The organism is Thioalkalivibrio thiocyanodenitrificans ARhD 1 (assembly GCF_000378965.1).
Taxonomy (GTDB): domain Bacteria; phylum Pseudomonadota; class Gammaproteobacteria; order Ectothiorhodospirales; family Ectothiorhodospiraceae; genus Thioalkalivibrio_A; species Thioalkalivibrio_A thiocyanodenitrificans.
Map to the genome: position 1 here is coordinate 32,279 of NZ_KB900537.1, position 25,704 is coordinate 57,982.

Consider the following 25,704-nt stretch of genomic DNA (forward strand, 5'->3'; position numbering starts at 1 on the left):
ACACCCCTTGGACATGCGCCAAGGGGTGTTCATTTTGAAGTGCGGGATATCGCCTAGCGCTTCTCCGATGCCCTGCCGGCCTTGACAGGTCTCGGTCTCTGAAGCTTCAGGTAATCTTCGATGGCTGCCTGCTCGGTAGGAAACCAGTGCCAACCTCCGTCCAGCTTGAACAGCTGCTGCCCAGTTCCCTCGCCGTGCTTGGTGCGCATCTTTGTGCCTTCCGGCACCTTAATGTCTGTCATCGCATCCTACTCCTGGTCAATTGTATTGCCGCTACCCTCTGTGTAGGGAATCTGCGCAGGCGACCAGGCGCAACCCCGGGTGAGGGGAAGGTCAAACATCTCAGAAGTCCGGGTGGTTTCTACTGCCAAGCCGCAGAGATGGAGTGACTCTGCGCACGCCCCCGGCATCTGAGCTGGAGCGCTCGCCCTTATCGGGCCCGCTCAGGCGGGGCCTTTTCCGACCCAGAACCAGCCTCCGGGAGGCTTTCTCGTCGTCCAGGATTCTTCGCAGGTCCTTGCTGATCTGTGCGCGCACCGCCATCCTCCTCGCAAAGCGCCAATGGGTGGTACTGTATAGGCATCTCGCGCATCAGCGCCGTTGAAAACCCGCATCAACATGCGCTATACTATGAAATTCTGACGTTTACCAAGAACATGACCATGCCCTTTTCTCTTGCGACAACCGGAACACTCTTAGCCTGCGCTCACGCCGGCCGCGCCCGGTTGCGCGCCTCCTTTGCCGGCACCTGTTGCCGCGCTGACTCTCCCCGAGCCCTTTAAGCGCTCCCCGCGCAGGGCTCGAAGGCCCTGCGACTCCTACCGATGCTCCTCATCCAAAAGTCACGCAGGGCGGCTCAAGGCCCTTTGTCGCCTGAGCCTGCTCTTTAACAATCAGGATACCCGCCCCTGTAGCTCAGCGGATCAGAGCGCCCGGCTACGAACCGGGAGGCCGGAGGTTCGAGTCCTTCCAGGGGCGCCAATTTCGCTCCGGTGGCGAAGCTGGTAGACGCAGGGCACTTAAAATGCCCCGCCGGCAGGCATGCGGGTTCGACTCCCGCCCGGAGCACCAATTCAGAGCCGTACGCCAAATGGTTTGGCGCAGGTCTGCAAAACCTGTCCCAGCGGGTTCGATTCCCGCACGGCTCTCCATTTCCAGCGGGCATAGAAAAGCAGGAGAGGAAAGTCCCTCTCCTGCGTTGAAAGGTCGGCGCTCAGACGCACCGCTCGATCACTTGCTTGAGCGATTCGATTCGCTCCTGGCAAAGCCTCACATGCTCGTCCAGATCGCGCCCGAAAGGCGGCTTACGCCTGCCTTCCAGGACATCCTCGGCTTCCTTCTCAAGGCGCACTATGATGTCGGCATCGCGCTCCTCGCGATCACCAAACAGCAAGCTTCGGAAGTAATCCTCCTCCTCCAGCAAACTTGCGGAGTATGCCTCGATCTTCTCGCCCATCAGATGGCGCAACACCGCCTGGACTGCCTGCGCTTCATGACCTTCGGCCGGGAAGCAGTTGATCTCGTAGGGCTCGTCGCTCGGTGGCTCTCCGGAGCCATCCGGGTAACGATAAACCCCGGGGTTGTGCAGGCTTCCCGTGAAGACCCAGGCTGGCAAATCCACCGCCCGGTTTTCGCCCTCGGGTCCGACCCTCACGGTGAGAGGGAGGGGCCCGAGCTCCAGGTAATAGCCGGATCCGAGATCTATCCCGCCGTACTCCCCGAACTCCATGTCATCCGAGGAGACCGCTCGGGCCTCATCGAGGCCGAACTGACGAAGCATCGGATTCAGGTAATCAAGCATCAGAGACAGTCGCCGCGCCCGAGCCTCCTCGTCTAGCGCAGGAAGCTCACAGTTCGGATAGCGCTGCCCGAAGTATCTCCACAGCCTTGCGCATCCGATTGTCACCATGTGCGCCGGTGCCAGGCTTTGCTCAACCTTCCCTCGGCGCTCCTTGCGGTAGAAGACCTTCACGTCACCGCCGGCCGGGTTATCAGGATCAAGCTCAATTGCAGTGATGCTGCAATTGCCTCGCTCCGGGTTTCCGAGACGGTCCACAAACTCGTTCATATTCATTTCATCCTCGCATCAAGAGTCTACGGTCTCCCCTGGTATAGCGAGTCGCGTTTCGCCCCTGTAGCTCAGCGGATCAGAGCGCCCGGCTCCGGACCGGGAGGTCGGAGGTTCAAGTCCTCCCAGGGGCGCCATTGGTTGGCGCCAGATTGCTATACACCTCATGGCAAGCAACCCGATTCTCCGTCTTGAGCGCAACCCATCCGGCCGCGATTTCGTGGTCGGCGATATCCACGGGCAGTTCCACCTGCTCGACAAGCTCATGAGCATCGCAAGGTTCGACCCCTCGAGGGATCGCATCCTGTGCGTTGGCGATCTGGTGGATCGAGGGCGCGACAGTGAGCGGTGCCTCGAGTTTCTGCGCGAGCCCTGGTTTTTCAGTGTACGTGGAAATCACGAGCAGGCAATCATCACCGCCTGGGAGAGCATGGATGATTTGCAGTGCCTCTTGTGGGTTTCGCGCATGGGTGGCGCATGGTGGACAACCATGGGCCGTGCGCGCCAGTGCGAGTTCGCAGACGCTTTCTCGTGCCTTCCGATCATCATCGAAGTCCCCTTCGATCAAGGAACGGCGGGCATCGTGCACGCAGAGCCTGTCTGTGGGCAGGACTGGGCGCATTCCAGGGCAATGGCCCACGAACTGGCGCGCGGGGCGACGCACTGGCACTGCCCTCTCTTGTGGGGCCGCTCGCGGATCCAGAGCCACCGTGCCCTGCCGGTTGAGGGGGTCACCCTCGTATATACGGGGCATACGATCTGCGATGCGCCTCGGCGCAGCGCCAATGTCGTACACCTGGACACCGGCGCCTTTCTTGAGGGGCAGCGCCGCGCGAACCGCAATTACAGGCTCACCATGGCCGAGCTCGGCGTGGGCATGCCCGGGGTGACTCACGGCTTTATCAAGGATGAGGGCGTTGAGTTGCTCATCAGAAGATTGCCGGGCTGACTCCAGGCGCTCGCAAATCCTCTGGATTATTAGCTATATGGCATCACGCCCATGGAACCGATGGAAAAACAATCTCGACCGCTTCACCAGAAAATCCTTCTGGTGGTCTACATCATTATCGCGGGGGAACTCCTGGCCACGCTGCTGGGGTTGCTTGTTCTAAGGAAAATGGGGTTCTTGTAGCCGCCGTAGTTCAGTGGCAGAACACTCCCTTGGTAAGGGAGAGGTCGTGAGTTCAAACCTCACCGGCGGCACCATACGCTCGACAGATAACAGGAAATCAAGGATCAGCATGCTGGAAGCACTCCACGCCATGACGACACCGGCGCTGCTGGCTGGTTTGCTGGCCGCCACGCTTCAAATCGTGGCGTTCTCGCAACGCAGCCGAGCTGCCATCCTGTTCATCTACGGACTGGCGATATTCGCCTGGGCCGCGCATTTCTTCCTCCTCGGCGCCATCGCCTCCTCGGTGATCGTTGCCCTCTCGGCCCTTCGCACCTGGCTGTTTATCCGCTACCCGTCAACCATGCTGGCCATGGCCTTTATCGTGGGGACGGTGCTTGTGTTCCTGATCTCGCCGTCGCTACTGACCGCGCTGGCGGGCGCCGGCACGGTACTGATCATTCTCTCGAATCTTGCCGGATCGACCGAAAGGCTGCGGCTGTACCTGTTCGGCGGGATATTCCTGATCCTGACGCACGATCTTCTGGCGGGCTCGCCTGTGGCGGCTGCGGCCGATCTGCTGTCTTTGCTGTCTATCGCCTACGGCGCCTGGAGGTCGAGAGCGTCCGCAAAAACGACCGCCCTCGGCCCCCGTTGCCCGAAAGCCGCGCGCTAAGCCGCTTTCTTGACGCGGCGCCGGCGCTTGGGCTTGGCGCGCCGATTGGCCGCGGCTTCGATCCGCTTCAGGTCCTTTTCGGCAACGCCCTCCAGCTTGGCGACAGCGGTCATGACCTGCTTCTCGACCCTCTGCACCTGCTTGAGTGCTCGCACTGCGCTGTCGAGATCGATCTTCGCCCGCACCCGCGCCACGCGCGCCACGCTCACCCTTTCTCGAGCCTTATCTTTTTGTGCGCCACTGCGCGCGGCCTTCTGGCGCTCCATTGCCTTTGCAACGCGCTCCTTTGCAGTTTCGAGCATCGCCTGCTTGCGTTCAACGGCGGCCTCGGCCTTCAAACGCTGCTTGGCGTGCTTCTCGATCGCCTTGTTCATCGTCTCGCCAGGTGTCATTGGCTTGCTGACCCTGCGCCTTGCTTTTCTCTTCTTTGTGGCCATTGCGCGTCTCCCTTTCGTTGATGATCCCGGCAATTCTAGCCCCCGGGGTACACCAACTCAAACACAAACAGCACCTTCGCCGAATCCCCTATCCGACGCACAGCCGGATTCCCTATACGAAGCACCAGGCCACAACCCAGAAGGTGCATCATGAAAGGTATCTATTTCTGTTTTCTGGTGAGCTGCACGGTGGCTCTTCTTGCCGTGACCTCGCCAAGCCAATCCACGGAAGATCTGCGCGTCAACCTCGACCTGCCTGAGCCCCAGGAATCCGTTCCGCACAGCAGGGGGTACGCACCGAGCGCCGGCGAATTGGCGCAGAGCATCGCGCAGGCGTACCCAAGTATTCGAGGTCGTGAGCTCGAAGCTGCCGGCTGGATTCTGCGTGCCTCAGCGAGAACCAACGTCCCGTGGGAGATTCTCTCGGCTCTGATCGCCACGGAGTCCTCGTATCGGCTCAATGTGCGATCAGCCACCGGTGCGGTGGGCCCTGCGCAGGTACAGCCCTTGTGGTGGGACTCGCTTGGGTATGACTTGAAAGATCCTGCCCAGAACATCCTCGCCGCGGCGGTCATCCTTCAGGAATACAGGAAGGCGTGCGGTGACTGGGACTGCGCTCTCAGGGCCTACAACGTAGGTCTTACCGCGCACCTCGCAGGTCAGCAGAGAAAGGCGGAGGAGAGATACATCCGCAAAATCGATCTCGCCATGGCGAAGTTCGATTAGCTTGATTTCAGCAGCCCCGTGTCCTTGCGGGGCTGCTTTCTTGAAAGAGGAGGGGGAAGTGAACACCGTAGAACCGGTTGGCCAGCGCGCCACACCATCGATTCTGGCACTTGACGTCGCCGGGCGGCCTGTTGAATGGCTGCACTGGCGCTACGCTGTGCGCGCCTATGCCTCAGAGAAGGTGGCCTGGACGTACGGCGATATCATCTACACGGCAACCGGGGGCACCAGCGCTCGTACCGGGCTGGTTTCAACCATGGATCTGGCCGCGGTGGTGGCGCTCAAGGGCCTTACCGCCAAGAATCTCTGGGATATCACGCCTCACCTGAGCAACAGGGCTCTCTTTCAAAGAGACAACTACACCTGCATGTATTGCGGCGTGAAGTACCCGGGCAAGGTACTCACACGCGATCACGTGATCCCGCGCGGGCAAGGTGGCGAGGATGTCTGGGGCAATGTCCTATGCGCTTGTAGATCATGCAACCTGGCCAAGGGGTGCAAAACTCCCGAGCAGGCCGGTATGCCGCCCCTGGCGGTCCCGTATACCCCGAACCACGCCGAGGCCCTGATCCTTTGCAATCGTCATATCGTGGCCGATCAGATGGAGCTTCTGAATCAACACGTGCCGCCCGCGCGCCGGCGCTAGGGCGCCTTGTGCACATGGAAGTGCAAATCCACCTGCCGCACTCGCTATACAAGGCCGGCCGGCCTTTCGCCGGCCTCGGAACAGCCAACCACGGCCGAGCGAGAATATGCACACAGAGAGACAGTCGTTCAAAGAGCAATCACGCCCGTTGCCCTCAACGCCCGCATTGAGCGCACGCCCCGCCATCCGCCTGCTTGCGGAAGCATCGGCCCCGTACGCCAGAAGCGTGTTCTGGCTTGAGGGGATCGCCAATGGACGCCCTGGGCTGTGTATCGGTCCGCTCTACGTTCACCAGGCGCTCGATCTCGGCGATCAGGTGGAGGCGGCGCTCAGCTCGGACCTTCCCGTACGCCTTCCACACATCCGCCCCGAAGCCACATTACCTGCCTCCTGGCAGCCGAGCGTGCTGCTCGCGCTGGGGCCGCTTCGAATTGCCTCAGGCCACGGCGGGCCCTTGAGTGTAAACGGAGAGCTTCGCGCCGTGCGCCAGTTCGCCGTCAAGACATTCATTCGCGGCTCGGAGGCCGAGCTCTCGCCAATCGAGGAGAACAAGAAGTTCGCGCTGATGGCGCTGTGCGTGGCCGCCGGGGAATGTGACCTCTCCTGGGTTTGCGATCTGCTGGAGAGAAACCCGGGCCTTTGTGCTGCCCTGGATTATTTCTGCGAACACGACCCCGTCGAAGCGGTGGTGCGCTCGATCACTCACGGGAAGGCCAGGGAAACCGCGGCGCGCCCTGTTCTCAAGCGCCTGAGCCGATCCGGGTTCTCCGCCGACGCGAGAGATCAGGCGCTGCGGGCGCGGGTTCTGCGGCTCATCAACAACGATCGTCCGCATCTTCACATGTGCTAGGGCCCTTCGCGCATGCCTTTCCTGATCTACGCAACCATTCTGGCCTCGCTGGTGGCCTACACCATCAACGCCAATTTTCTCTCCGCGATGCGCTCGACATCGGAGGACGTCGCGGAGGTGACTTTTGCGCAGACCGAATCAGCCAGCTTCAGGCTGGCGGCCGGGGTGCGAGCCTACTTCTCTGAGCACGAGGCCCTCCCTCTCTCGCTCGCGTCGCTCCAGTCGAGCCACGCATTTCACCCTCCCGCCATGAAAGGGGTTCAGTGGTCGGTGGGGCAGGGCGTCTACGAGGATGAGCGCGTCGGCGTGTGGGCGTGCCTACAGGGGGATCTAAGCCTTGAGCAATCTCGCGGCTTGAACAAGGCAGTCTCGCGGTTTGCACAGGACATCACCGGCGTTGGCTCTCAGTGTGGCCTGGCGCCTGTCTCGCAGCCGAGAGTCCTGGCCGGCAACCACGCCATCACCATTTGGCTTGCGCTTGAGCCCGAGCCCCTGGAGGAGCCTCCGGGGGAGGGTGAGGATCCGCCAGTGGAGCCGCCGGAGCCGCCCCAGGTTGAGATGCTGCTTCACCGGTAGGGTGGCGCCGCTGATCACGCTCACGCACACCATTCCTGCCTTCGCGCACCACCTGCTCCTTTGATTCGCTATACGCACAACAGGAAGACGCAAGACATAGCCAACGAGATACTCTCATGCCTCACTTACTGATCACCATCGTCGCGATTATCATGATGTCTATCATGACGTTAGCGACGATCAACTACCTTCCTGCCGATCGCCCGGTTGTCGAACTGACTCGAGACCTTGTCCTGGAGGCGGAAAGGTCTACGCGCCGGGCCACCGAGCGATACGGCCTCGACCATGGCACGCTTCCGTCAAACAAGGCCTCTCTGGTCCCTGATTACCTGTTCGAGCCAGCCCGCCCCCACGGGCTTGAGTGGTTTATTGGACGCAACTCCTACGACGGCCTCAATTCCGGCACATGGCTGTGTCTGACCGGTTCCTTGAGCGCCGCCCAGGCCAAGGGCGCCTCTCTCGCGATCCTGCGCCTCTCGCCTGATGTGGTTGCCCAGGGGGCGAGCTGCGGCCTGGCGCCCGATCAAAGCACCACTATTGAGCAGACCTCCGCCGCGATCACCATCTGGCTGATGCTTGACTCGCATCTCGAGCAATAGCCCGCATAGCCTCCCCACGTCGGCCCCGGCACCGGCCTTTCTTTCCCTGCCTCGCGCTTTGTTCCCTATACCTCTTGAGTCCAGTAAAAGAGAGATAGGATATGAACCTGATAGCGCATCTGAGTCATACGGATCTGGACGGCTATGCCGCCCAGTACATCACCCGAAAGGTGTCCGAGCTCTGCGGCATTCCCGCGCTGTTCGAGAACACCAACTATGGGGACGAGATCCTCACCCAGTTTGACAGCCTCGTTGGTCGGGTCATCGACTCGGCGCCACAGGGCCCCGTGATGTTCCTGGTCACAGACGTCAATCTGACCGTCGAGCAGTGCGAGTACTTCGATCGCCAGGCACGGTATCTTTCCGACGCCGTGGGCCATGAAGTGCGGCTCATGCTCCTGGATCATCACATCACTGGCGAGGAAGCCGCCGCGCGCTTTACGTGGTACCGCCTGGATGTCGATGCCTGCGCCACGCTGCTCACGTATCGAAGCTGGGAGCCCGCGATCGAGGACAACACGGCCGCGTGCCAGTATCTTGGCTATGTGGCTGACGTGGTCAACGCCGTGGATCTTTGGCGTGAGGACGATGAGCTCTTCGAGGCCGGCAATCTGCTCTCCGAGCTGTTCTCCGGTATCGATGGCTACGTTCCCGAGGTGATGAGTGAGCTTCGCCGAGATTATCGTCATTTCTTGATCGGTGAGGTCACTCAGCTGCTGTTCAGCGGCGCGTCTCTTGACGACGTGGAGGATATGCTGCCCGTGATCCGCCGCCAGTTCATCAAGCAGTACCCCGGGCTGAACGAGGAGTCTCGCGAGATCATGGAAAGCCCTGACATGACCACCAGCAAGAAGTACTACTGGCTGGTTTACCAGAACCTGGCGGCCGACCTTGAAAAGGGGAGGTATCAGGTCGTCGAGGTTGACGGGCTCAAGGGCCTGGTGCTCCATCAGCTCCCGTACGGGGCATTTCAGTGCGCCTCGCACTGGCTGTTGAGAAACGACCATGGCCTTGATTTCGTGCTGCAAAGCACGGTGCGCGGCAATCTTTCGTTGCGCTCGATTGGCGACACGGATGTCTCCGCCTTGTCGAAGAGATACTTCAACGGAGGAGGGCACAAGAATGCCGCCGGCGGGCGCTTGCCTACCCGTGAGCAGATCAGGAACCCCGAGCATGCCCACCGCCTTGTACTGAAGGCATTGGGCCTGAAAGCGGCTTAACTGTTCAAGCTGAATTCACCCCGCAGCAGCAATGCTTGCGGGGTTTTTTGTTTCTGCCAGTAAAAATGACCCCCGCAACCCCGTATGGGATGCGAAGGTCATTGAAGAACGATCCATTCAGCCGATCAGGGCAGCGCGGGCATCGAGATGAACACATCCTCGCGCAAGCTCAGAGAGCGAAGGATCTCATCGAACATGGCGTCCGAGACAGCCTCGAATCCCAGCGTCTCGCAAAGCAAGGTGCTTTCGCTGTCTATGATACTCCTGACCCTCATCCCCTCACCGACGACGATATTCGCAGCAACAGGCACCACGAACGAGTCGCCCTGGTACTCTGCGCTGCGCTCTCGATCAATCGCCCACGAGGCAAAGTAGTTGCCTCGCTCGGAGACCTCGACAGCCACGGCCCTCAACGCAAGATCGCTGACCACCTCGACACTGAATTGCTCGGCAATCCAGGCAGGCATCACCACGGCGGTTTTCAGCTTATGGGTAAGACGCATACATCCTCCTGGGTAGATTCACCGGCCTTCACTGAGCGATGGCCATACAAGGCGACACCCCGGCACCGCACGACGCATTTTCCGTCGCGCAGCTCCGGCCGAGCACTACGCTCTGACCTGAGGTCGATATCGAGAAATGCTGCCCCTTCAGAGCCCTGATGCTTTCCACATCCGCATCGATTCTGCTCTTGAGCTCCCGAGGGCACGGCCCGCGATAGGTGAGCTCCAGGGTGGCGAACTCGAGAAACGCCAAGCGCTTGTAGTCGCCATCTTCATCCACCGTGCGATCGGCATACACAATGCCGGTCGGGTAGACCCCTGCAAAAAGCCTGTCCTCTGATTTGTTCACTCGCTTACTCCTTTTCATGTGGCCTCGAGGGGTATAGCGATCCTACGCCCCGGCATGTCGATTCGCCGCGGCGCGAAAATCCGCCGCGGTTTTCGCTATATCTCTGGCCTGGGGAGAAGTATCCCGGGCTCACACGACAGGTGCGGGGTGGTGTAAAGGCAGCATCCGAGGTTCATGATCTCGAGGATTCCGGTTCGATTCCGGTCCCCGCTACCACTTTTCAGACACAGCAGTTATGGCCGACGATCTGGATTTCAGCAACGTCACAGCAGACGCTTTCGGAATCAACGTATCCTCCCAGAGGATCGATGACCTCGATCGTCTTTGCCTCGATCATCTGCGCACCATAAAGGCCGCGGGGCGTATCCCGCGCGCGCTCGATCTCGCCTGCGGTGACGCGGCCATGGCTGCCCACATGCACCAGGCCGGAGCGCATGTGATTGCTGTCGATCGGGCGCTCCCTGGCGCGGATCAGCGCGTAGCGGGGATCACCTATGCAGAGGGCGATATGCGCACGCCGGCGCAGATTCCGGGCCCACCTCAGTTCGACACGATCCTGTGCCAGCGCGCCATCCATTATCTTCGCTATTTCGACGCGCTCTACCTTCTCAAGCACCTGCGCCAGCGCCTGACGGCCAATGGCGCGCTGTATCTCTCCGCTTCAGGGGTGAATTCAGAGCTGGGCACCGACTACCCGTCGGACACCGTGGTGGCCTCTCGCATGTCGCCGCTTTGTCATGAGATGGCGAAAAAGCACGGCATCCATCACCCCGTGTGTCTCTACCGCCCTGATGAGCTTGCAGGCCTCGCCCGCGCCGCGGGCTTCTCGGTCGCCTTTCTTTGGGAGAGCGAGTTCGGCAACGTGAAAGCCGTTCTCGTGCCGGACACGCAGACCGAATCCACGCCGCTTCGTCCAGAACCCGGTATTCGGCGGTAACTGTCGCTCACGCGGTTGCTATACCTGCCCATGCAACGACCCGCCGCCCCGATCCGCCTCGCTTCGCCCCCTCGGCGGCCTCTGCCAGGGGGCGCGTCACGATGAAAGTACTCGTCGCTGGCGGCGCCCACCTGGATATCCTGTCTTCGGTAAGAGACCCGGATGACCACCTCTTGCGCGGCGTGATCGACAAGCCGGGCTCTATCTCCATCAGCTGGGGCGGTACGGCGTTCAACATCATGTCGCACCTGTGCGAGCGCGGCGCCCAGGTGAATTTCCTCTCGATCCTCAGAGAATCCTCATTGTCACGGCTGATCCAGCACGCAATCGAGAACTTCGGGGTGCGGCCCTACATCGATTATCGGGATGACATACCAGAGGCAGGGTTCTCCGGGCATCTTGTGAACGGAGAGCTCTACGATGCGGTCGCTTCATGCCCGGTGGACGTCGCCGCGCTCAAAGAGGATCGGATCCGCGAGGCGCTGGTCGGATGCGTCGCGATCATTGCGGATTGCAACCTGTCGACTGAATCGCTCACTCGCCTGGGAGCGGCAGCCCGCGAGCGCGATATCCCGCTCTATGTCGCCGGCGTATCAGAGGCCAAGTGCCTGAAGCTTGCCCATCTGGCCGGCCACCCGAGGATGATTGCGTTCATGAATCGCAGGGAGGCCGCGGCGCTGGCAGGGTATATGGAATTTACCGCTCCCCCGGATTCGTCGATCCTCACGGCCTCGAAACTCGCGCGAAATCTCGAATGCCCGGTGGTCGTGACGATGGACAAGAACGGCGCCATCCTGTGCACCGCGGATCAACAGATCTCTCGCCACAAGAGCCGAACCCGCCTCGATCCGGAGAAAAATCACTGCCTCTCCGGCGCCGGCGATCTGCTCCTTGCGGAGACCGTCTGGCTTCACCGCAGCCAAGGAACCCCACTTGGCGATGCTGTCGAGCTCGCCCAGAAAGTCATCCCTGAAGCGCTTGAACGCCAAGAGGGCTGCTCGGTGAGGGCCAATGTGCTCGATGAGGCGTTCTCGTTTATCACCCGCATGGCCGACCAGGACCCCCTGACGAAACTGCTCAATCGCCGCGCCGGGATGGTTCGAATGGAGCACCAGGCCCAGCTCATGGATCGATTCAGCAAGTCCATGAGCGTGATGTTTATCGATATCGACCGATTCAAGACCATCAATGACCGCTTCGGTCACGCCGTGGGTGACAAGGTGATCCAGGCGACCGCCCGTCTGCTGGGCCAGCTGTTTCGCCGCTCTTCCGACCTGATCATCCGATGGGGCGGGGAGGAGTTCGTGGTCGTGACCTGTGACATTCCCATGCCCGATGTGTGCGCTCTGGCGGAACAGCTGCGCGCGCAAGCAGAGCAATGCGAGCTCGAGGCCGTAGGGCGGTCGATCACCCTCTCCATAGGGGTCGCAGATCGCGCCCTTGGGGAAAGCCTCGACAGCCTGATCGAGCGCGCCGATGAGGCGCTCTACGCCGCCAAGGAAGGGGGCAGGAACAGGGTCCTGTGCGCACCCCACAAATCCCCGCCCTCGCGCGCAAACCTCAGCCTCGATTCGCTATACGAACACGCCCCGGGATGACCGGGATGAAACCCACAAACTTCACAAGGTATTGACATGAGAAATCCGAGCTCCCTTAAGCCCGCCCTGGGCGCCGCAGTCGCCCTGGCCCTCTGGCTCCCCGCCGCCTCCTTTGCCGCTCCCCCAGCGCCGGCCGTGGCTGAACTCCCGCCCGTACTGAGTGAGCAGGCCGCGCGCGGTGTGACCGTGCACTCGAGCTTCGAGACCGGCACCGTACTGACCGGCTACACCGTGGAGCTTCAGAATGAACAGCACATCGTGTACGTCACCCCGGATGGCAATCACATGGTGCTCGGCGTGATGCTCGACAGCCAGGGCCGAAACGTCACGGAGCAGCACCGCGAAACCCACCTCTCGGGCGAGGATTTCGAGGAGTCCTTCGCGAAACTGGAGTCCAGTGCCTGGGTGTCCGAGGGTAGCGGCGAAGCCGGCCGGGAGGGCGTCTATGTGTTCATGGAGCCCAACTGCGGCTTCTGTCACCTGTTCTGGCGTGCTGCGAAGCACTACATCGCCGAGGGCGCCCAGATGCGCCACGTGCCCGTGGCGTTCCTGCGCGAGGACAGTCTCGGGAAGTCCGCCGCGATTCTCGAGGCCGAGGATCCCGAGTCCGTGACGATCGCCCACCAGCGCGCCTTCTCCAAGGGCGGCATCGCGCCCGCCGACACCCCGAAGGTCAGCTCGATCCAGGCGATCAACGAGAACAACAACCTCATGCGCGAGTTCGGCTCCACCGGGACGCCGACCATCGTATTCCGGGATGCCAGCGGCGCCATCCAGGTCATCAAGGGCATGCCCAGCCTGGATCAGGTCGCGATGATCTTCGACATGGACAAGATCGAGATCAACGACCCGGATCTGACGCGTTTCGATCGCTGATCCTCTCACACTCCTCCGGGCAGGGCGCTAGACCTTGCCCGGGGGTGTTCTCTCGCCCGAACCCTCCCCGCCAAGCCAGGCATCTCCCGGCGATTTTAACCATCCCCGCCCGCAAGCTGCTCCCTGTTTTGCCTATACCGTAGAGGACCACAGTTCAACAGGAGGGCATGTGACAGTCGAGCTCGTCATCCTGCAAGGGCATGTCGGTACCAACAAGGGACTCCAATCAAACGGATCCCGTGAGTACTGCCAGCTCTCATTGGCGACAGAGTACCTCGGAGAGAAGCGTTGGCATGAACTGGTGGCATTTGGCGCCCTCGCAAAGGTGGCCGCCAATTACGCCGAGAAAGGCCGCGAGATCGCCGTAGTAGGGCGCACTGCAAAAGTCGGCAGTTCCTCAAGACCAAGGACTCAGATCGTCATCGACGAGATCCACCTCGATACGATGGCGCTGACGATCATCCGCGGTAGAGTCGGCTACAACGAAGGCCTGATCAACCCCGGGCCAAAGCAGCTCTGCAAGATATCCGTTGCCGTCAACAAGCACAGCGGAGAAGGTCCTGAGTGGTACCGTGTTGCCTTATTCGGCAAGACCGCCGAGATTGCAGCCAGATACGCCGAGAAAGGGCGTACGGTCACGGTGATCGGCAAGATGAACACCAGGACATACACCAGGCATGGAGAGAAGCACTACTCCACCGAGCTGGTCGCCAAGAATCTCATGCTTGGCAGAAAACCAAGAGGGTCAGCCCATCCCCCTCAGGTAAAGAAGGCCGCTTCCGATGATATCTTCGGACTCAACGAATCACCGGCCAAACGACCTGTTGCTGACGTTTTTGTTTTCTAATCACTTCAACCCCGCCGCAACTGGCGGGGTTTTCTATGCCCACCCCGGGTATACGCCGGGAAAGAAAAAGCCCCGCCAGGATGACGGGGCTTGAAAGTGGTGTGGAATTAACGGTTGAGTCCGTAGGTCCTCACGAACTGCTCGGCGTCGGCCGCGCGCATGTTGCCGATACCGACCACATGCGCCTTTCTCCCCTGGTCCTGTAGCGATCCAGGGTTGGCCAGGATCACCACATTGGCCTCAGAGGTGATGACCGCGTAGACGTCGTTCTCGGCGTCCTTGCTCACATCGGACGTATTGTCACCTACCAGCGCGCGCAAGGTATTGAGCCCGGCGCCCATCAGGGTAAACACGGGTGTACTGTTCGCCCAGTAGTTATCCCTGCGCACCTCGAAGAGATCCCAGGTCAGCCCGCCAAAGCCAGAGGTCGGCTTTTGCTTGCCAATCAGGGGCTCCGAAGGGCTCCCGAACATCGCGACCCGCTCACTGACCAGCATGGCCATGGCGATGTTCATGTTGCTCGCGGTGCCGAGATTGCCGAGTCCGAACCCATAGTTGGAGCGGTTCGGGCGATCGGACGTGGCCTCTGCATCGAATACCCGTAGACGGTAATTGCGAAAATCCACCGTCATGTGCGAGAACTCAAGCCATCCCCAGAGCATCAGTCCGGTGCGGGCTGAGTGACTCAGAGGCGCCTCGTTGACGAACACCGCATCCGCGCTCGGGAACCAGTGCTGCTCACGGGTGTCCATGCGCACGTTCTGCATGTACTGCGTACGCCCGTTCGCATAGTCCCTGATCACCTCCAGCACGACGCTGGGATCGTCCCACTCGGTCGGCCTCAGGCTGTACCACCCGCCATCCGGCGCCGGCGCAGCCACTCGAACCCCGCGAGGCCCCGACACGGCCCTGCCCTCGGGCGAGTAGCCCGTGTAGTCGTAGAGCCACATCCCGAAGGGATTGGCGCCCTCGCTGCGCTTGGCGGCGAAGATTCCATTGTGGCCGACCACGACATCGGCGGGATCCTGCACGACACCGTAGGTGCGCGTGATCGCCCCGCTCGGGCTCACCTGGTAGTAGACCAGGAAACGCCCCCGCAAGGGGCTGGTGTGATCCACGGTGTCCTGGTAGACAGCAACCAGGTAGCCCTGCTCATTGGGGAGGAATCCACCGACATCGGCGTAACCTCCGCTTGCCGTGAATCGCACCCCGTCGATGTAGAGCGCGTTGTCACCGCCCTGGCGATACCGGGCAGGCACCCACACGGTGGTCGGATCCTGGAGTCCCGCGGCAGCCGCGCTGACCTCGATGCCCGTCTTGTCCGCCAGTGCCTCGGTGTTGTTGTTGCCCTTCACAGGCATGGTCACGCCGCAACCCGCAAGGGTGATGGCCGCGAACAGCCCGACGATTGTCTTGCATATCATTCTCATTTCGATCTCCTTGTGATTTCTGCTAAAAAGCAATGTCCTTACGGTATAGGGAACTTTGGCACGAACCGGTCTTTTGTTCGCTACACAAGGGAACCCACAACATCAAGGTTTCCTTATGAGCTACATCAAGAAAGAGCTTCTGCCTGACGAGCAACTCATCCGTTTCTCGCACGCCCACCCGATCATCTTCTTCTGGCCCATACTGGTGCTGTTTTTGTCGCTTGCCCTGTGGGCCGGCGCGCTCGGCTACCACGATGAGGCCTCGGCTTTCTCGGGGATCACCTCATCGGTCTCCAACGCCTCGCCTTACCTGTTCGCAGCCGCCCTGGTGCACCTCGCCTACGCCTATCTGCTCTACCGGTTCGAGGAGTTTGCCGTCACCAATCGCCGGGTCATGCTGAAAAACGGGGTGATTCACCGCAAAACGCTCGAGCTGATGATCGATCGCGTGGAGACCATATCGGTCGATCAGCACCTGATCGCCATGATCCTGCGCTTTGGCACTCTGCACATCACAGGCACGGGATCCCAACGGGGAAGCTTCAAGCACATCCCGGATCCCAATGGCTTTCGCCGTGACGTGATCGAGAACGCTGATCGCGCCCGGCGCCAGATGAAGCAGGACGGTGATTGAGCCCTACAAGCTCACCACGCCCCGCTCCATGAGCAACGCACAGACATCTCGCCTGCGCCTGAGGCTTCTCTCCGATATCCATCAAGAGATCCACGGCCGATTTGAGGTCGTACCTCATGAAGAGGATGCCGAGAGCGTGCTGGTGCTCCCCGGCGACCTGCACAACCCCCACGATCTCATTGGCTGGCTGATAGGGCTCAGCTATCGATTCAGGGCGCTGGTCGTCGTTCCGGGAAATCATGACTACTACGACGTCGTCATGGGCGAGATCGAGCAGCGCTGGGTCGAGGCGCTCGCAAAGGCAGGGATCTCGAACGTGCACCTTCTCTGCCCAGGCGCCGCGACCATCGATCACGTGCGCTTCATCGGCGCCACCCTCTGGACGGACCTGAGAAACGCCGATCCACTTCTCTGCCTGGATGTGCAAAAGATACTGGATTTCAGGCGGATTCTCGTGCAAACCCCACGCGGTCGCCGGCCTCTGACGGTTGACCACTGGCTGAGCACCCATGCGGCGCACGCCGAGTACCTTGAGGCAGAGCTGAGAAAGCCGCATCCCGGCCCTACGGTTGTCGTCTCACACCACCTTCCCTGCGAGCAAGTCAGTGAGGAGCACCGGAGAGCTCAGCGCCTGCAAGGCGCCTGGGCCTGCTCTCGCCTCGAGCCGTTGATCCACGAGCACCGCCCAGCGCTCTGGTGCTTCGGCCATACCCATAATCCGGTCAACATGCAGATCGAGGGGACGCGCATGCTCGCAAACCCCCTCGGGTACGTGCGCATCGGTGAAGGCCTGCGTTTCGACGATGACCTGGCAATCCATCTCTGAGCCCCTCGCGCGCCACCCCTGGAGCGCCGCCTTGCCGGCGCGTTGCCTTAATGAAAGACCGCCTCGCGCATTCGCTATACCGCAGGACCCTGAACAAGCGGAGCGAGCGCGTATGTCACAAACTGGACCAGGATGCCCGGTCAAGGACCTTGTGTATCTGAACCCTTCGGAGTCAGAGATCGGACGCGCGATAGCGCTCAGGTGCCGGCGTGACCAGCTCTACGGAAATCGGTTCCAGGAGCGCAAAGGCGACATGCGCCATCTCGGAGAACTGGCGGAGATCTGTCTGGTCCGCCATATCGAGAGCCTTGGGCTCGAGGTTGAACACCTCGACGAGGATACGGCCGCCGGCAAGCCCGATCTGCTGATCGAGGGGTATCCCGTCGGCGTCAAGGCGGTCAAGCGCAAAGGCCCGATCCTGTCGCATTACTCCATGCAGATCACCAAGGCCCATGCGCACGAGCCGGTTGATTCCTTCTTCTTCTGCTCCTACGAGTACCCCCTCAACCGCCTCTGGCTGGTTGGCGGGATCTCGCGGCTTCGCTTCATGCGGGAAGCGGTGTTCGTGGGGGAGGGGGAGGCGGTGCATTCCGCCTACCGAATCCGCCCCGGGCACAGCATCTACAACATCAACGTGATGCAGCTGATCCCTCCGCGGGCCTTTCTTTGCGGTTTCGGTCGAGCCCGATGCGCCTGAGCGAGTTCGAGAAGATCAAGATCATCGAGACGCTGCTGCTCGTGATCCTTGGTTTCCTGGTGGCAAGCGTGGTGCCGAGCGGGTATCTGACGCTGCTGGTGCAGCTCTACGCCGGCGTCACCGCTCTTGCGCTCCCGCTGGAGGCCCTGTGGCAATTCAAGGCCAGGCGCGACAACCGGCTCAGACACCGCCTGAGAGCGCGCCTGAGCCACGCATCCGCCTTATCTCTCGTGGCCATGCTCACCTGGGCGATCGCCTCGCTCGAGGGGGCGCAGACAGCCTCTCTGGCCGGTGCCACCCTGACTTCCCTATCCTTGATCCTGCTTGCCAACCTTGCGCACCACGCGGCTGCGTGGCGGTGATTGTACCTATACCTCTTGAGGACAACACACGCCAGAAGAAGGAGGCAATCAATGGCTTGTTTCTCATGCAACAAGGCCCGTAAAGCCTACAGAAATGGGCATATCGCCTGTGAGTTCTGGAGTAACTTCCGGGATGGCGAGGCGCTGCCGGAGAATGGCCCGTTCACCGGGGACTTCGAGAAGGATCTCGAGATGTACGGTCCGCTGGAGTACGCCATCGGATGGGGTGCGCTCAACATCACGCCCGAGGGTCGAAAGGGTGAAGGGGTCATGCGCCAGGACCTCGTCCTGGTGCCGGAACACGAGGAGTGCTGCGAGCTCGCAGAGATCCGTGCCCAGATCCCCGCCCAGATTCTTATCGCCGTGTAGTTTCAAAAAACCCTCCGTCTCCCGGAGGGTTTTTCTGTGCCCGCAAACCGCCGCGAAGGAGAAGAGGGCGCGCCTTAGCGATCAGCCCCCGGCAGAGGGATCTCGTCCCATTCCCCCTCGAAGTCTCGCTGGAGCATGCCAGACCAGAATCCCTGGGATGTCAGGGCCTGGTAGCGCGCCTGGGCGCCCCGCACTCCGGCCTCAAGGAAGCGTTCCAGCGCGTAGTGGATGGTGACATTGCCGGAGAGCTTGTAGAATGCCCCGTCCTCTGGCCCGGCCTGGTAGCAACGATTCCACGCCATCTCCTGGCCCTCAACCTTTTCCACCGACTGGACCGGATCGGAGCAGATCTCGAATTCATCGACCTCGCTGTACACGAGGGTCGGCACCGCGGTGACGTGAAAGACATCGAAGAGCCTCGGATCGATCTGGATCGTGGCCGTGCCGCCTTTCTCGTTGACAAACTCGTTGAGGTATCCGGTCAGGAATCCCGCCAGATCCTGATCCTCCGGGATTCCCCGAAACACCAGCACGGCCCCCGACCAGATCGCCTCCAGGGAGTAGGCCTGAATCAGTTCACGCGGCATGGAGCTTGAGACAAAGACATACAGCCGGCCCTGCTCATCATCGACGCCGAGCGCGCCGAGGGCGTTGTCTCGCGCCTGCTGCATGGCGTCATCGGCGATACCAAGGCTTCTGCGGGTAATCTCGCGCAGCGCCTCTTTGTCGACGTTCTGCCCGGCGCCGCCGCTCAGAATCTCATGCGCGGCACTGTAGGCGTCGCGCTCCACATCGGTCCAGTTATCCCCGAACAGGCGCGTATGCTCTTCGCTCAGCACGGAGGAGGGCGGCTGCGCCAGCGCGGGCGCGAAAAGGCCCGCAAGGGCGAGCATCGTAGCGGCTAACAGGAACTGTCTCATGGCTCCTCCGCGATGCCGTTCCATGCGCTGAGCACAAACGCCACCGTCATGTCTGATTCGGAAAACTCGGTGATTGCCAGGTACCGGCTGCGCGAACCTTCCCCCACCCCGATCATCGAAGGGGTGGCCCGGATGTCAAAGCGCTCGATAAACGCGCTGTCCGCGTAGAAGATCGGCTCGCCGGCCACTTCGCTGACTTTCCCTGGGTTGCCGGCCGTGAGCACGACCTTGACCCGGTCCGTGGCCTGTAGCGTATCCAGTGCCAGTCGCAGCTGCTGCTCGCTGCGCCCGTCAACGAGCAGCATATTGGTGGCGGGGCGCACATAGTCGAGCGGGTTGTGGCGCGTGCCCGCGCGAACCAGCACCCCCCACTCGTATGAGCCATCGCTCTGATGAATCGGGCCCTCGATATCCTCCTTGGCGATCACAGAGGGGTCCTGCCACCGGGTCCGGGTGCGCTGGGCTACGCCCAGGCGCGCGGGCTCGAGTTGGTTGAGGTAGGAGTCTGCACTTTGCGCCAGCGCCGCAGCGGGGTTCGGGGCTTCGAGCAGCTCACGCGCGATCCGCCGGCGCAGATCCTCCTCTTTAATATCGAACAGGCGTGCATGCTGGCCGAGATCCACCGCCTGCGCGAAGCCCGCGCCAGGGGCGCTCAGCAGCAGGGCCATGACCATGACCGCCGCCAGGCGCAGCCCTGCCTGAAAGTTATTCGAAATCATCACCTCAGCCTTCCTCGAACGGGTCATCAAGCCACTCGCCGGGGTCAAGTCCATCAAGCATCTGACAGTTGTTCTCCCAGCGATCCTCGAAGATGTACTCCTTGATCGGCTCGAACTTGGTCAGGCGCCCGCCGCCGCCGGAGTGGCGCACGTACAGATTGCCTTCTGTGTCCATGACAACGCCGGATATCCACGAGACCGAGAGGCCGTTGATGGTGTCCGGGACCGGCGTCCACTGGTACACGATCGCGGCATTGGACTTGCGCCTTTGCTCGAGCGTCGACTGGTTGTTGGCGTAATTGAATCGGTAGTAGAACTCCCCGATGGGCGGATAGAAGTACCCCGCACCCGGGTGCGCGCTGCTGAACTCGGCCTCATTGGAGTCGCCCTGGGCGATCAGGGACCCGAAGTCCACGTTGATCTTGTGGTGCTTGTATTCGCGCACATGCCCAGAGCCACCCCCGCCGTTCTCGCCCTCACCTTCACCCTCACCCTCGCCGTCGCCTTCGCCACCCCCCGTGCCCGGGGTCTCGATATAGGAGTAGATGTCGATGATTCGGTGGTTGGTGGGATCCTGCACCACGCGCACGCCGAAAGAGCGATCCTCGAGCGAGCCTTGCGTGGATACCTGGATCGTGCGATTGGACATCAAGCCGCCGGTGGAGGTGTAGTGCACCGTGAAGTAGATTCCGGTCTCCTGCGCGTCGTGGCGCACCGACAGCACTCCGACGTAGCTTCCACTCAGGCCGCCGAATGTCGCGTGCACGGTCCGGTTGACGCCCAGGTAGGTCTGCCAGCTCAGCCCGCCCGAGGCGGTGATCTGCTGGAGATAGCTTCCCGCGCCGGTATGGATGTTGCTGCTGACCTCGTAATTGGTGTAGCGCGAGTGAACGAAGTTCGTGTCGGTCTCAAGCGCGACATCTCCGGCAAGCGACTGGGAGTAAGAGCCGAGATTGCGCACCGTTCTGATGATGGTGCCCGTCTCCTGATCCATCTCCACGATCCTGTTGATGCCCCCAGGGGTGGTGTTGTAGGCGAGCAGGTTGCCGGCGCCGGTCAACCCGACCGGGTGATAGGCGTCGCTCGGGGTGCTGTTTCTCTGCCACGCCACATCGAAGCCAGGAAGGATGTTGATCGTCGTGTCAATCTCAAGCCAGTACTCACAGCCCGCATCGACCACAGGGCGCTCGAACTCGCACTCCTGCTCCTCCTGCTCGCAGACATAGGTCTCCACCGGGAAGGCCTGGTTGCAGGCCTCAAGCGTACGCACGGTCGTGCACATGCCATCGACCTGGTTCGGGTCGTAGATCCAGATTCGGCGCGGATCGTTCGGGTCGCACGCGAGAGGAATCTCCCCCGTCTCGGACAGGATCTCCAGGCGATCCACATTACAATCCGCGGCATTGCGCGCCTCAAGTCGACTCAACGCGTACGCCGCGCTCTCGCGCGAATCCTTGATATCATCGACCAGGCTCCCTCTCGAGAGGAACTGCTCGGCCTGCGCGTCCAGGCCGCCCCCGCTGAAGGTGCGCTCCCATTCCGAGCGGATCTCGAATTCACAGAACCCGTCCTCGCACTCGCTCAAGCTGATCTGGTGGCGCCCCTCCAGGGGATCACCCTCAAAAGCCGTCCCACCGGCATGTACCGCCCGCCCGGGGGAGAAGTCCTCCTCCTGACAGATCGTGCCCCGGATCATCGGCACATCACAGGCAGAGATCACGGCCTCGGTCTCGGAGCAGGCCTGGACCTGAAAGACCACCCCGCCGATGGCGGATCGGGCCCCGACCTCGCATTTGAGCGTGCCGCGCACGGTCCTGTGGACCTCGTGACGGGTATCCTGATCGTAGCCCCCGAGGGTCTTTGTTTGCCCGAGCCCCGTGGCATCCTCGACACCCTGGCGCGCGCCCTGCGGATCGAAGCCGCGTCCAAGGCCTGTGCCGAGCATCCTGCCCTGGTTGCGGCCGGCCTCGGCCTCAGCAGGCGTCATCGACGCCGCCGGCGCGCTGAACGCGAGCAGGGCTCCGATGACGATGGCTGTGCACACGAGTCTGAACATGAAGGCAAATCCGGTTAGAGGTTCGTTTCTGGTATAGGGAAGGCGCGCCACCCTCTTGCGAGGCCGAGCCGCTGGCCAGGGCGCCCGTTCACGGCGCCTCAAAATCGAGCATCAGGTCAAACAGGAGATCCTCGGCCGCCCTTCTGGCATCTTCCCGGGTAGCGGTCAGCAGCGACTCCACGTACTCGCTCAGGTCGATCTTGTCCATATCCAGCGCCATGAACTCATCCAGAGTGAACCCCTCGCAAAGCGGCTGGTAGCGCCGGTCATGGATCGTGCTGGCACGAGAGAGACACCGGCCAAAGACGCGCAGCATGCAGGGGCGGTACTGCTTCTCCGAGTAATCGAACCAGGGCTTTGCATTGATATCGAGCGTAAACATGGCTCGATAGTGGCAATCGTTGCCGGAGCACTCTCCCGTCAGCGTGGTATGCGGGTTGAACAGGATCGTGTGCTGGGCGCTGCTGATCGGGTTGGGCACGTTGAGCTCCGTCCACGCCCCATGGTTCGCGGTTCTGCAATGCTCCGTGCTGCCTCGGCAGTAGCGCAGCCTCGGGTAGGGGTTCTGCGGATCATCGAGCGAGTTCCAGGTGAAGGCCTCGATGTGGACATCCCCGTAGGCCCAGCGGTAGTCGCCCCAGGCGGTGCGGTTGAACACCATGGGCCAGGTCATATCGATAGGCGCCCGCAACTGCCCGCTGCGCCCGGCAGGCCAGGCGTGGATCGTGTACTGACACGCGCTGTTGTCAAAGCATCCGCCCTCGGGGATCACGTAGCGATTGACGGGCTTGACCGCGTGATCCTCAGCCGGGAGGAAATAGATATCCCACCCGGAGGATCTGTCGAACGGATCGACGGGCATGGCGCCGCAACCCGTCTCCGGCTTGGAGCACACCGCCAGCGGCACATCCGGGAACACCGGGCACGTGATCGACCCCATCATCTCCAGGCCACCGCCTTCCTCGGTCTGACAGCGCTGATCCCACTGCCAGGCGGCGACGCGGTTCTGGTTGACGAAGTATTGATTCGTCCACCGCCCGGTGGGAGCCCAGAACGAGAAGTTCATCTGGATACTCTGGGCATTGCCGGCGCCCATGGCCGCCATCTCGTTGATCTGCTCACGGCCCTGCTCATGGATGATGCGCGCAAGCATGGAGTCGAACTCGCACCACGCCTGATAGCGGTCCACCTGGATCTTCTGGTTCAGGTAGGACCAGGGCCGCGTCCAGTGCGAAGTGATCTGCCGGCAGGTGTTGATGTCACCGGCGGCCGGCGCATTCGGGGGTCCAAACGGCCCCAGAATGGTCAGGCAGTTATCCGTGGGCACCCAGGCCGGCCACACCTGATAGGCCCGCTTGCCGAGGCGCGCAGCCGCAAGGCTCACATCATCCTGATCGCAGTACTCGATCAAGGGGTTGAGCTTCACGTTCTCCGGGTTGTCCTGGCAGCACTTGAGATCATTGGCCATCTGAGCAACCGAGCCCCCGGCCGCGGCGGTCAGCAGCGCCGACCACCAGGGCCCAAAGTAGGCGCTGATCCCTGTGAGGATGGCGGCTTGCGTCTCGATATAGCGGATGAACGAGTTGGTCAGTGAGTTGCAGATCCGAGGCTGGCCGCTGAAAAGGCGGAGCTGGCCGTCAATCATGCTCCCTTCTTCCTGGATCAGGTCAAAGAGCGCGGAGACCGCCAGCGCCTTCTCAAAGCCCTCGCCATCCTCGCCGAGCAGCTCATTGATATCGTCACTGCTGTTGCACATCTCCCGCACGCAGCTGTACTCCTGCGTCACCGCAAGACACAGACCCTCTTCCTCCTCGATGCACTCGTATTCGAGCAGCAGGCAGTCGTCGTCATTGATGCAGCGCGGCATCGGGCCTGTGTGGCAAAGGTATTCGGTGCGGGTTTCGGTCTCCTCGATGAGAACGCACCCGTAGACATCATTGAGCTCGCAGTTGTCGACGCTCGTCTCCCAGACCTCGACCCATGAGGTAGGCAGCTTGGTCCATTCCCCGTTGTCGAGCAGGGTGTACTCCTCGCTGTGGATCTCGGTTCTGCTCCAGCCATCCTGCTCGAGCTCCTCGATATTGCACGAGGAGCTCTCTTCTGCGAAACAGGTGTAGTCTCGCTGGTATTCCCAGCACTCGCGCACGACCAGCTGGCCTTCGATGATGCGAGGCTCCGTGTCGACACACTCCTCGCCGATGAAGTAACACGCCGTGTAGGTGTTCACGTTGGCGGAAACCCCATGAGAGAACGCCGAGAGCGCCAACAGGCACAAGGCGGCCACGCACAGCCACAATGCGCGCCAGCGCGAGACGGTAAGTGGGAGTTGATCGGCCAATACATGTGTCATGAGCGAGGTACCGGAGATAGCGAACGGCGATCGGGCTCCTGTTCTCTCGGAGCAGCCCGAGGCTTGCGCCAAAGCGCCGCCGCGGCCTTAGATCTCCTTCACAGGCAGGCGCGGCATCTGTCGCCGCTGCGGGTGTATAGCGAATATTTCCGGCCCCTCGCGCCAGAGCAGGGGCGGTGTAGGTATTGGCTCGAAATACAGTGCCTTGCGCGCAGAACAGGACTTAGAAGAACTGGAGGCAGCACTGGCGTCCCACCCAGACGAGATAGGCCGAATCGGTCCGTACGGCATTGTTTGCCGGCGGCGCGAGCCCCCAGCGAAACTCGGACATCCCGAACACCACCGTGCGGTTCAACGGGTTGGGGGCAATGGGGTCGAGCCGGTACTGGCTCTTGAGCCAGAAGGGCGAGTACAGGGAATTGCATCGTGCCCCGGGGCCGATAGTGACCAGCAGGCCGGCCATACGGTGTTTCTTCGCCACGTACTTCGCCAGGATGTGCATGTTCCCGCCCTGGGGGCTGGTGTAGGACTGGGAGTTGCCTGTCAACGGGTAGACCATCCCCTGGGAGCCCGAGCACCAGAACAGGTTGTCCATGGGCTTGCCGAAGCTCGATGCGACCGCATCCGGCACGCAGGAGAGCGTGCCCATGACATTGGCGAACATGATCCCCTCGGGGTTATAGACCGCGCCCCAGGCATCATCCTGCCATGTGGGATCGATGGGGGTGAGATCCGCCAGGTTGAAGCCCGAGGTCGCCGCGCAGGTCAGCGTGCTCATCATGTTCAGGACCGCGAAGACGGGGTAGATGTACCAATGCACCTGCATCCGGGTGACTTCATCGCCGGCCTGCGCTTCCGTGCCGTCGCGCTGCTCCGAGGCCATGCGCCGAAAGCTCGAGGGCAGGGCACGCACACCTCCGAGCGTCGACAGGCAGCCCGGCTCGCGGGCCACCTCGGCAACGTAGGTGGGCTCCCAGTACGTGACTCCCAGCCCCGGGGTCGGAATACCGAAACTGCCGGGGCATGTACACACCGCGGGCATGTGCATGATCGATGGGTTGCTGTTGCTGCCTGATGAGATCGTCATCCCGGCGATCGTTACCGGGAACATGTTGTTCCAGTTGACATCGCTGATCGGATTGAACAGCCGCCCCTGGCACTCCGGACTCGCCTGGGCCAGCAGCGGATTCATCGCCGCCAGGAAAAGAAAGATCGACAGGACGAGCGTCAGGCGCCTGCGATAAAAGGTGGTGCTTCGAGATGTGGCGGTCTTGTTCATGGGTAAGCCATTGATCGGGGTATGGTGTGTATAGCGATCGAAC

28 protein-coding genes and 6 tRNA genes are annotated in these 25,704 nt (G+C 61.6%); 23 read left to right on the plus strand and 11 right to left on the minus strand.

Going from position 1 to position 25,704, the window contains the following annotated elements; all coding sequences use genetic code 11:
* Positions 1-53 precede the first annotated feature (53 nt).
* Positions 54-242: a hypothetical protein gene (locus tag THITHI_RS0116360; RefSeq protein ID WP_018234168.1), complete on the minus strand. Its 189-nt coding sequence runs from the start codon at positions 240-242 to the stop codon at positions 54-56.
* 662 nt (positions 243-904) lie between these two features.
* On the opposite strand from THITHI_RS0116360, the gene THITHI_RS0116365 reads away from it, so the two are divergent.
* The 3 genes from THITHI_RS0116365 (at position 905) to THITHI_RS0116375 (ending at position 1,151) form a co-directional block, all read left to right on the plus strand.
* Positions 905-981 (plus strand) — tRNA-Arg (locus THITHI_RS0116365).
* Positions 982-986: 5 nt separating this feature from the next.
* Positions 987-1,071, plus strand: a tRNA-Leu gene (locus THITHI_RS0116370).
* Between the two features lie 5 nt (positions 1,072-1,076).
* Positions 1,077-1,151: transfer RNA gene (locus THITHI_RS0116375), tRNA-Cys, on the plus strand.
* Between the two features lie 62 nt (positions 1,152-1,213).
* On the opposite strand, the gene THITHI_RS0116380 is transcribed toward THITHI_RS0116375, so the two are convergent.
* The gene (locus THITHI_RS0116380) at positions 1,214-2,068 is read right to left on the minus strand and encodes a hypothetical protein (protein ID WP_018234169.1); all 855 of its coding nucleotides are present in this window, start codon (positions 2,066-2,068) and stop codon (positions 1,214-1,216) included.
* Between the two features lie 60 nt (positions 2,069-2,128).
* On the opposite strand from THITHI_RS0116380, the gene THITHI_RS0116385 reads away from it, so the two are divergent.
* The 4 genes from THITHI_RS0116385 (at position 2,129) to THITHI_RS0116405 (ending at position 3,855) form a co-directional block, all read left to right on the plus strand.
* Positions 2,129-2,205 (plus strand) — tRNA-Arg (locus tag THITHI_RS0116385).
* A 29-nt stretch (positions 2,206-2,234) separates the two neighbouring features.
* Entirely contained in the window at positions 2,235-3,017 is a 783-nt protein-coding gene (locus tag THITHI_RS19320) for a metallophosphoesterase (RefSeq protein ID WP_018234170.1), read from the plus strand.
* A 182-nt stretch (positions 3,018-3,199) separates the two neighbouring features.
* Positions 3,200-3,274: transfer RNA gene (locus tag THITHI_RS0116400), tRNA-Thr, on the plus strand.
* Positions 3,275-3,309: 35 nt separating this feature from the next.
* Entirely contained in the window at positions 3,310-3,855 is a 546-nt protein-coding gene (locus THITHI_RS0116405; protein WP_018234171.1) for a YgjV family protein, read from the plus strand.
* Here THITHI_RS0116405 and THITHI_RS0116410 read toward each other — a convergent pair.
* Entirely contained in the window at positions 3,852-4,292 is a 441-nt protein-coding gene (locus tag THITHI_RS0116410) for a hypothetical protein (protein ID WP_018234172.1), read from the minus strand. The two genes, THITHI_RS0116405 and THITHI_RS0116410, sit on opposite strands and share 4 nt — an antisense overlap.
* 150 nt (positions 4,293-4,442) lie before the next feature.
* Between THITHI_RS0116410 and THITHI_RS19910 the strand changes: the two genes are divergently transcribed.
* From THITHI_RS19910 to THITHI_RS0116440, 6 genes are all read left to right on the plus strand, one after another.
* Complete coding sequence (locus tag THITHI_RS19910) at positions 4,443-5,018, plus strand: lytic transglycosylase domain-containing protein (protein WP_018234173.1); 576 nt, start codon at positions 4,443-4,445, stop codon at positions 5,016-5,018.
* 58 nt (positions 5,019-5,076) lie between these two features.
* Complete coding sequence (locus tag THITHI_RS0116420; protein ID WP_018234174.1) at positions 5,077-5,664, plus strand: HNH endonuclease; 588 nt, start codon at positions 5,077-5,079, stop codon at positions 5,662-5,664.
* Between the two features lie 166 nt (positions 5,665-5,830).
* Complete coding sequence (locus THITHI_RS20680) at positions 5,831-6,514, plus strand: hypothetical protein (protein WP_156820673.1); 684 nt, start codon at positions 5,831-5,833, stop codon at positions 6,512-6,514.
* A 12-nt stretch (positions 6,515-6,526) separates the two neighbouring features.
* Positions 6,527-7,090 carry a hypothetical protein gene (locus tag THITHI_RS0116430; protein ID WP_018234176.1) on the plus strand — a complete coding sequence of 188 codons (564 nt, stop codon included), beginning with the start codon at positions 6,527-6,529 and terminating at the stop codon, positions 7,088-7,090.
* A gap of 116 nt (positions 7,091-7,206) precedes the next feature.
* Positions 7,207-7,689, plus strand: coding sequence for a hypothetical protein (locus THITHI_RS0116435; protein WP_018234177.1), 483 nt, complete (start codon positions 7,207-7,209; stop codon positions 7,687-7,689).
* 101 nt (positions 7,690-7,790) lie between these two features.
* Positions 7,791-8,909: a hypothetical protein gene (locus THITHI_RS0116440; RefSeq protein WP_018234178.1), complete on the plus strand. Its 1,119-nt coding sequence runs from the start codon at positions 7,791-7,793 to the stop codon at positions 8,907-8,909.
* A 125-nt stretch (positions 8,910-9,034) separates the two neighbouring features.
* Here THITHI_RS0116440 and THITHI_RS0116445 read toward each other — a convergent pair whose 3' ends face one another.
* Positions 9,035-9,412 (minus strand): hypothetical protein, encoded by a 378-nt coding sequence (locus THITHI_RS0116445; RefSeq protein WP_018234179.1) that lies wholly within the window; start codon positions 9,410-9,412, stop codon positions 9,035-9,037.
* 28 nt (positions 9,413-9,440) lie between these two features.
* Complete coding sequence (locus THITHI_RS0116450) at positions 9,441-9,761, minus strand: hypothetical protein (protein WP_018234180.1); 321 nt, start codon at positions 9,759-9,761, stop codon at positions 9,441-9,443.
* Positions 9,762-9,902: 141 nt separating this feature from the next.
* Here THITHI_RS0116450 and THITHI_RS0116455 point away from each other — a divergent pair.
* From THITHI_RS0116455 to THITHI_RS19920, 5 genes are all read left to right on the plus strand, one after another.
* A tRNA-Met gene (locus THITHI_RS0116455) sits at positions 9,903-9,977 on the plus strand.
* A gap of 19 nt (positions 9,978-9,996) precedes the next feature.
* A complete protein-coding gene (locus THITHI_RS0116460; RefSeq protein ID WP_018234181.1) occupies positions 9,997-10,698 on the plus strand; it encodes a class I SAM-dependent methyltransferase in 702 nt (233 codons plus the stop codon).
* A 173-nt stretch (positions 10,699-10,871) separates the two neighbouring features.
* Positions 10,872-12,296, plus strand: a complete 1,425-nt coding sequence (locus THITHI_RS19915) for a GGDEF domain-containing protein (protein WP_051080011.1) — start codon at positions 10,872-10,874, stop codon at positions 12,294-12,296.
* A 36-nt stretch (positions 12,297-12,332) separates the two neighbouring features.
* Positions 12,333-13,172: a thiol:disulfide interchange protein DsbG gene (gene dsbG, locus THITHI_RS0116470; protein WP_018234183.1), complete on the plus strand. Its 840-nt coding sequence runs from the start codon at positions 12,333-12,335 to the stop codon at positions 13,170-13,172.
* A 169-nt stretch (positions 13,173-13,341) separates the two neighbouring features.
* A complete protein-coding gene (locus THITHI_RS19920) occupies positions 13,342-14,019 on the plus strand; it encodes a single-stranded DNA-binding protein (RefSeq protein ID WP_018234184.1) in 678 nt (225 codons plus the stop codon).
* A 107-nt stretch (positions 14,020-14,126) separates the two neighbouring features.
* Here the strand turns inward: THITHI_RS19920 and THITHI_RS0116480 are convergent, their stop codons facing one another.
* Positions 14,127-15,443 carry a hypothetical protein gene (locus THITHI_RS0116480; protein WP_018234185.1) on the minus strand — a complete coding sequence of 439 codons (1,317 nt, stop codon included), beginning with the start codon at positions 15,441-15,443 and terminating at the stop codon, positions 14,127-14,129.
* Positions 15,444-15,564: 121 nt separating this feature from the next.
* Between THITHI_RS0116480 and THITHI_RS19340 the strand changes: the two genes are divergently transcribed.
* The 5 genes from THITHI_RS19340 (at position 15,565) to THITHI_RS0116505 (ending at position 18,337) form a co-directional block, all read left to right on the plus strand.
* Positions 15,565-16,083: a PH domain-containing protein gene (locus tag THITHI_RS19340; protein WP_018234186.1), complete on the plus strand. Its 519-nt coding sequence runs from the start codon at positions 15,565-15,567 to the stop codon at positions 16,081-16,083.
* On the plus strand, positions 16,076-16,909 hold the full coding sequence (locus THITHI_RS0116490) for a metallophosphoesterase (RefSeq protein WP_018234187.1): 834 nt from the start codon (positions 16,076-16,078) through the stop codon (positions 16,907-16,909). The genes THITHI_RS19340 and THITHI_RS0116490 overlap by 8 nt, the downstream gene beginning before the upstream one ends.
* A 253-nt stretch (positions 16,910-17,162) precedes the next feature.
* A complete protein-coding gene (locus THITHI_RS0116495; RefSeq protein WP_018234188.1) occupies positions 17,163-17,606 on the plus strand; it encodes a hypothetical protein in 444 nt (147 codons plus the stop codon).
* Positions 17,597-17,968, plus strand: coding sequence for a hypothetical protein (locus THITHI_RS0116500; protein WP_018234189.1), 372 nt, complete (start codon positions 17,597-17,599; stop codon positions 17,966-17,968). The genes THITHI_RS0116495 and THITHI_RS0116500 overlap by 10 nt, the downstream gene beginning before the upstream one ends.
* A gap of 51 nt (positions 17,969-18,019) precedes the next feature.
* The gene (locus THITHI_RS0116505; RefSeq protein WP_018234190.1) at positions 18,020-18,337 is read left to right on the plus strand and encodes a hypothetical protein; all 318 of its coding nucleotides are present in this window, start codon (positions 18,020-18,022) and stop codon (positions 18,335-18,337) included.
* Positions 18,338-18,411: 74 nt separating this feature from the next.
* Here the strand turns inward: THITHI_RS0116505 and THITHI_RS19925 are convergent, their stop codons facing one another.
* The 5 genes from THITHI_RS19925 to THITHI_RS0116530 form a co-directional block, all read right to left on the minus strand.
* Complete coding sequence (locus THITHI_RS19925) at positions 18,412-19,257, minus strand: TrbC family F-type conjugative pilus assembly protein (protein WP_198005656.1); 846 nt, start codon at positions 19,255-19,257, stop codon at positions 18,412-18,414.
* Complete coding sequence (locus tag THITHI_RS0116515; protein ID WP_018234192.1) at positions 19,254-19,976, minus strand: hypothetical protein; 723 nt, start codon at positions 19,974-19,976, stop codon at positions 19,254-19,256. The genes THITHI_RS19925 and THITHI_RS0116515 overlap by 4 nt, the downstream gene beginning before the upstream one ends.
* A gap of 4 nt (positions 19,977-19,980) precedes the next feature.
* Positions 19,981-22,032, minus strand: coding sequence for a hypothetical protein (locus THITHI_RS0116520; RefSeq protein ID WP_018234193.1), 2,052 nt, complete (start codon positions 22,030-22,032; stop codon positions 19,981-19,983).
* An 88-nt stretch (positions 22,033-22,120) separates the two neighbouring features.
* Positions 22,121-24,382, minus strand: a complete 2,262-nt coding sequence (locus THITHI_RS0116525; RefSeq protein WP_156820674.1) for a conjugal transfer protein TraN — start codon at positions 24,380-24,382, stop codon at positions 22,121-22,123.
* 223 nt (positions 24,383-24,605) lie between these two features.
* On the minus strand, positions 24,606-25,661 hold the full coding sequence (locus tag THITHI_RS0116530; RefSeq protein WP_018234195.1) for a TraU family protein: 1,056 nt from the start codon (positions 25,659-25,661) through the stop codon (positions 24,606-24,608).
* Between the last annotated feature and the right edge of the window lie 43 nt (positions 25,662-25,704).

Bases quoted from the DNA above. Each gene is read 5' to 3' on its own strand.
- THITHI_RS0116410 (WP_018234172.1), bottom strand. From the start codon at position 4,292: ATGGCCACAAAGAAGAGAAAAGCAAGGCGCAGGGTCAGCAAGCCAATG.
- THITHI_RS0116405 (WP_018234171.1), top strand. From the start codon at position 3,310: ATGCTGGAAGCACTCCACGCCATGACGACACCGGCGCTGCTGGCTGGT.
- dsbG (WP_018234183.1), top strand. From the start codon at position 12,333: ATGAGAAATCCGAGCTCCCTTAAGCCCGCCCTGGGCGCCGCAGTCGCC.
- THITHI_RS0116380 (WP_018234169.1), bottom strand. From the start codon at position 2,068: ATGAACGAGTTTGTGGACCGTCTCGGAAACCCGGAGCGAGGCAATTGC.
- THITHI_RS0116505 (WP_018234190.1), top strand. From the start codon at position 18,020: ATGGCTTGTTTCTCATGCAACAAGGCCCGTAAAGCCTACAGAAATGGG.
- THITHI_RS0116430 (WP_018234176.1), top strand. From the start codon at position 6,527: ATGCCTTTCCTGATCTACGCAACCATTCTGGCCTCGCTGGTGGCCTAC.
- THITHI_RS19320 (WP_018234170.1), top strand. From the start codon at position 2,235: ATGGCAAGCAACCCGATTCTCCGTCTTGAGCGCAACCCATCCGGCCGC.
- THITHI_RS0116460 (WP_018234181.1), top strand. From the start codon at position 9,997: ATGGCCGACGATCTGGATTTCAGCAACGTCACAGCAGACGCTTTCGGA.
- THITHI_RS0116515 (WP_018234192.1), bottom strand. From the start codon at position 19,976: ATGATTTCGAATAACTTTCAGGCAGGGCTGCGCCTGGCGGCGGTCATG.
- THITHI_RS0116495 (WP_018234188.1), top strand. From the start codon at position 17,163: ATGCGCCATCTCGGAGAACTGGCGGAGATCTGTCTGGTCCGCCATATC.
- THITHI_RS19910 (WP_018234173.1), top strand. From the start codon at position 4,443: ATGAAAGGTATCTATTTCTGTTTTCTGGTGAGCTGCACGGTGGCTCTT.
- THITHI_RS0116500 (WP_018234189.1), top strand. From the start codon at position 17,597: ATGCGCCTGAGCGAGTTCGAGAAGATCAAGATCATCGAGACGCTGCTG.
- THITHI_RS0116360 (WP_018234168.1), bottom strand. From the start codon at position 242: ATGACAGACATTAAGGTGCCGGAAGGCACAAAGATGCGCACCAAGCAC.
- THITHI_RS0116480 (WP_018234185.1), bottom strand. From the start codon at position 15,443: ATGATATGCAAGACAATCGTCGGGCTGTTCGCGGCCATCACCCTTGCG.
- THITHI_RS0116445 (WP_018234179.1), bottom strand. From the start codon at position 9,412: ATGCGTCTTACCCATAAGCTGAAAACCGCCGTGGTGATGCCTGCCTGG.
- THITHI_RS19925 (WP_198005656.1), bottom strand. From the start codon at position 19,257: ATGAGACAGTTCCTGTTAGCCGCTACGATGCTCGCCCTTGCGGGCCTT.
- THITHI_RS19340 (WP_018234186.1), top strand. From the start codon at position 15,565: ATGAGCTACATCAAGAAAGAGCTTCTGCCTGACGAGCAACTCATCCGT.
- THITHI_RS0116520 (WP_018234193.1), bottom strand. From the start codon at position 22,032: ATGTTCAGACTCGTGTGCACAGCCATCGTCATCGGAGCCCTGCTCGCG.
- THITHI_RS0116530 (WP_018234195.1), bottom strand. From the start codon at position 25,661: ATGAACAAGACCGCCACATCTCGAAGCACCACCTTTTATCGCAGGCGC.
- THITHI_RS0116435 (WP_018234177.1), top strand. From the start codon at position 7,207: ATGCCTCACTTACTGATCACCATCGTCGCGATTATCATGATGTCTATC.
- THITHI_RS0116525 (WP_156820674.1), bottom strand. From the start codon at position 24,382: ATGACACATGTATTGGCCGATCAACTCCCACTTACCGTCTCGCGCTGG.
- THITHI_RS0116440 (WP_018234178.1), top strand. From the start codon at position 7,791: ATGAACCTGATAGCGCATCTGAGTCATACGGATCTGGACGGCTATGCC.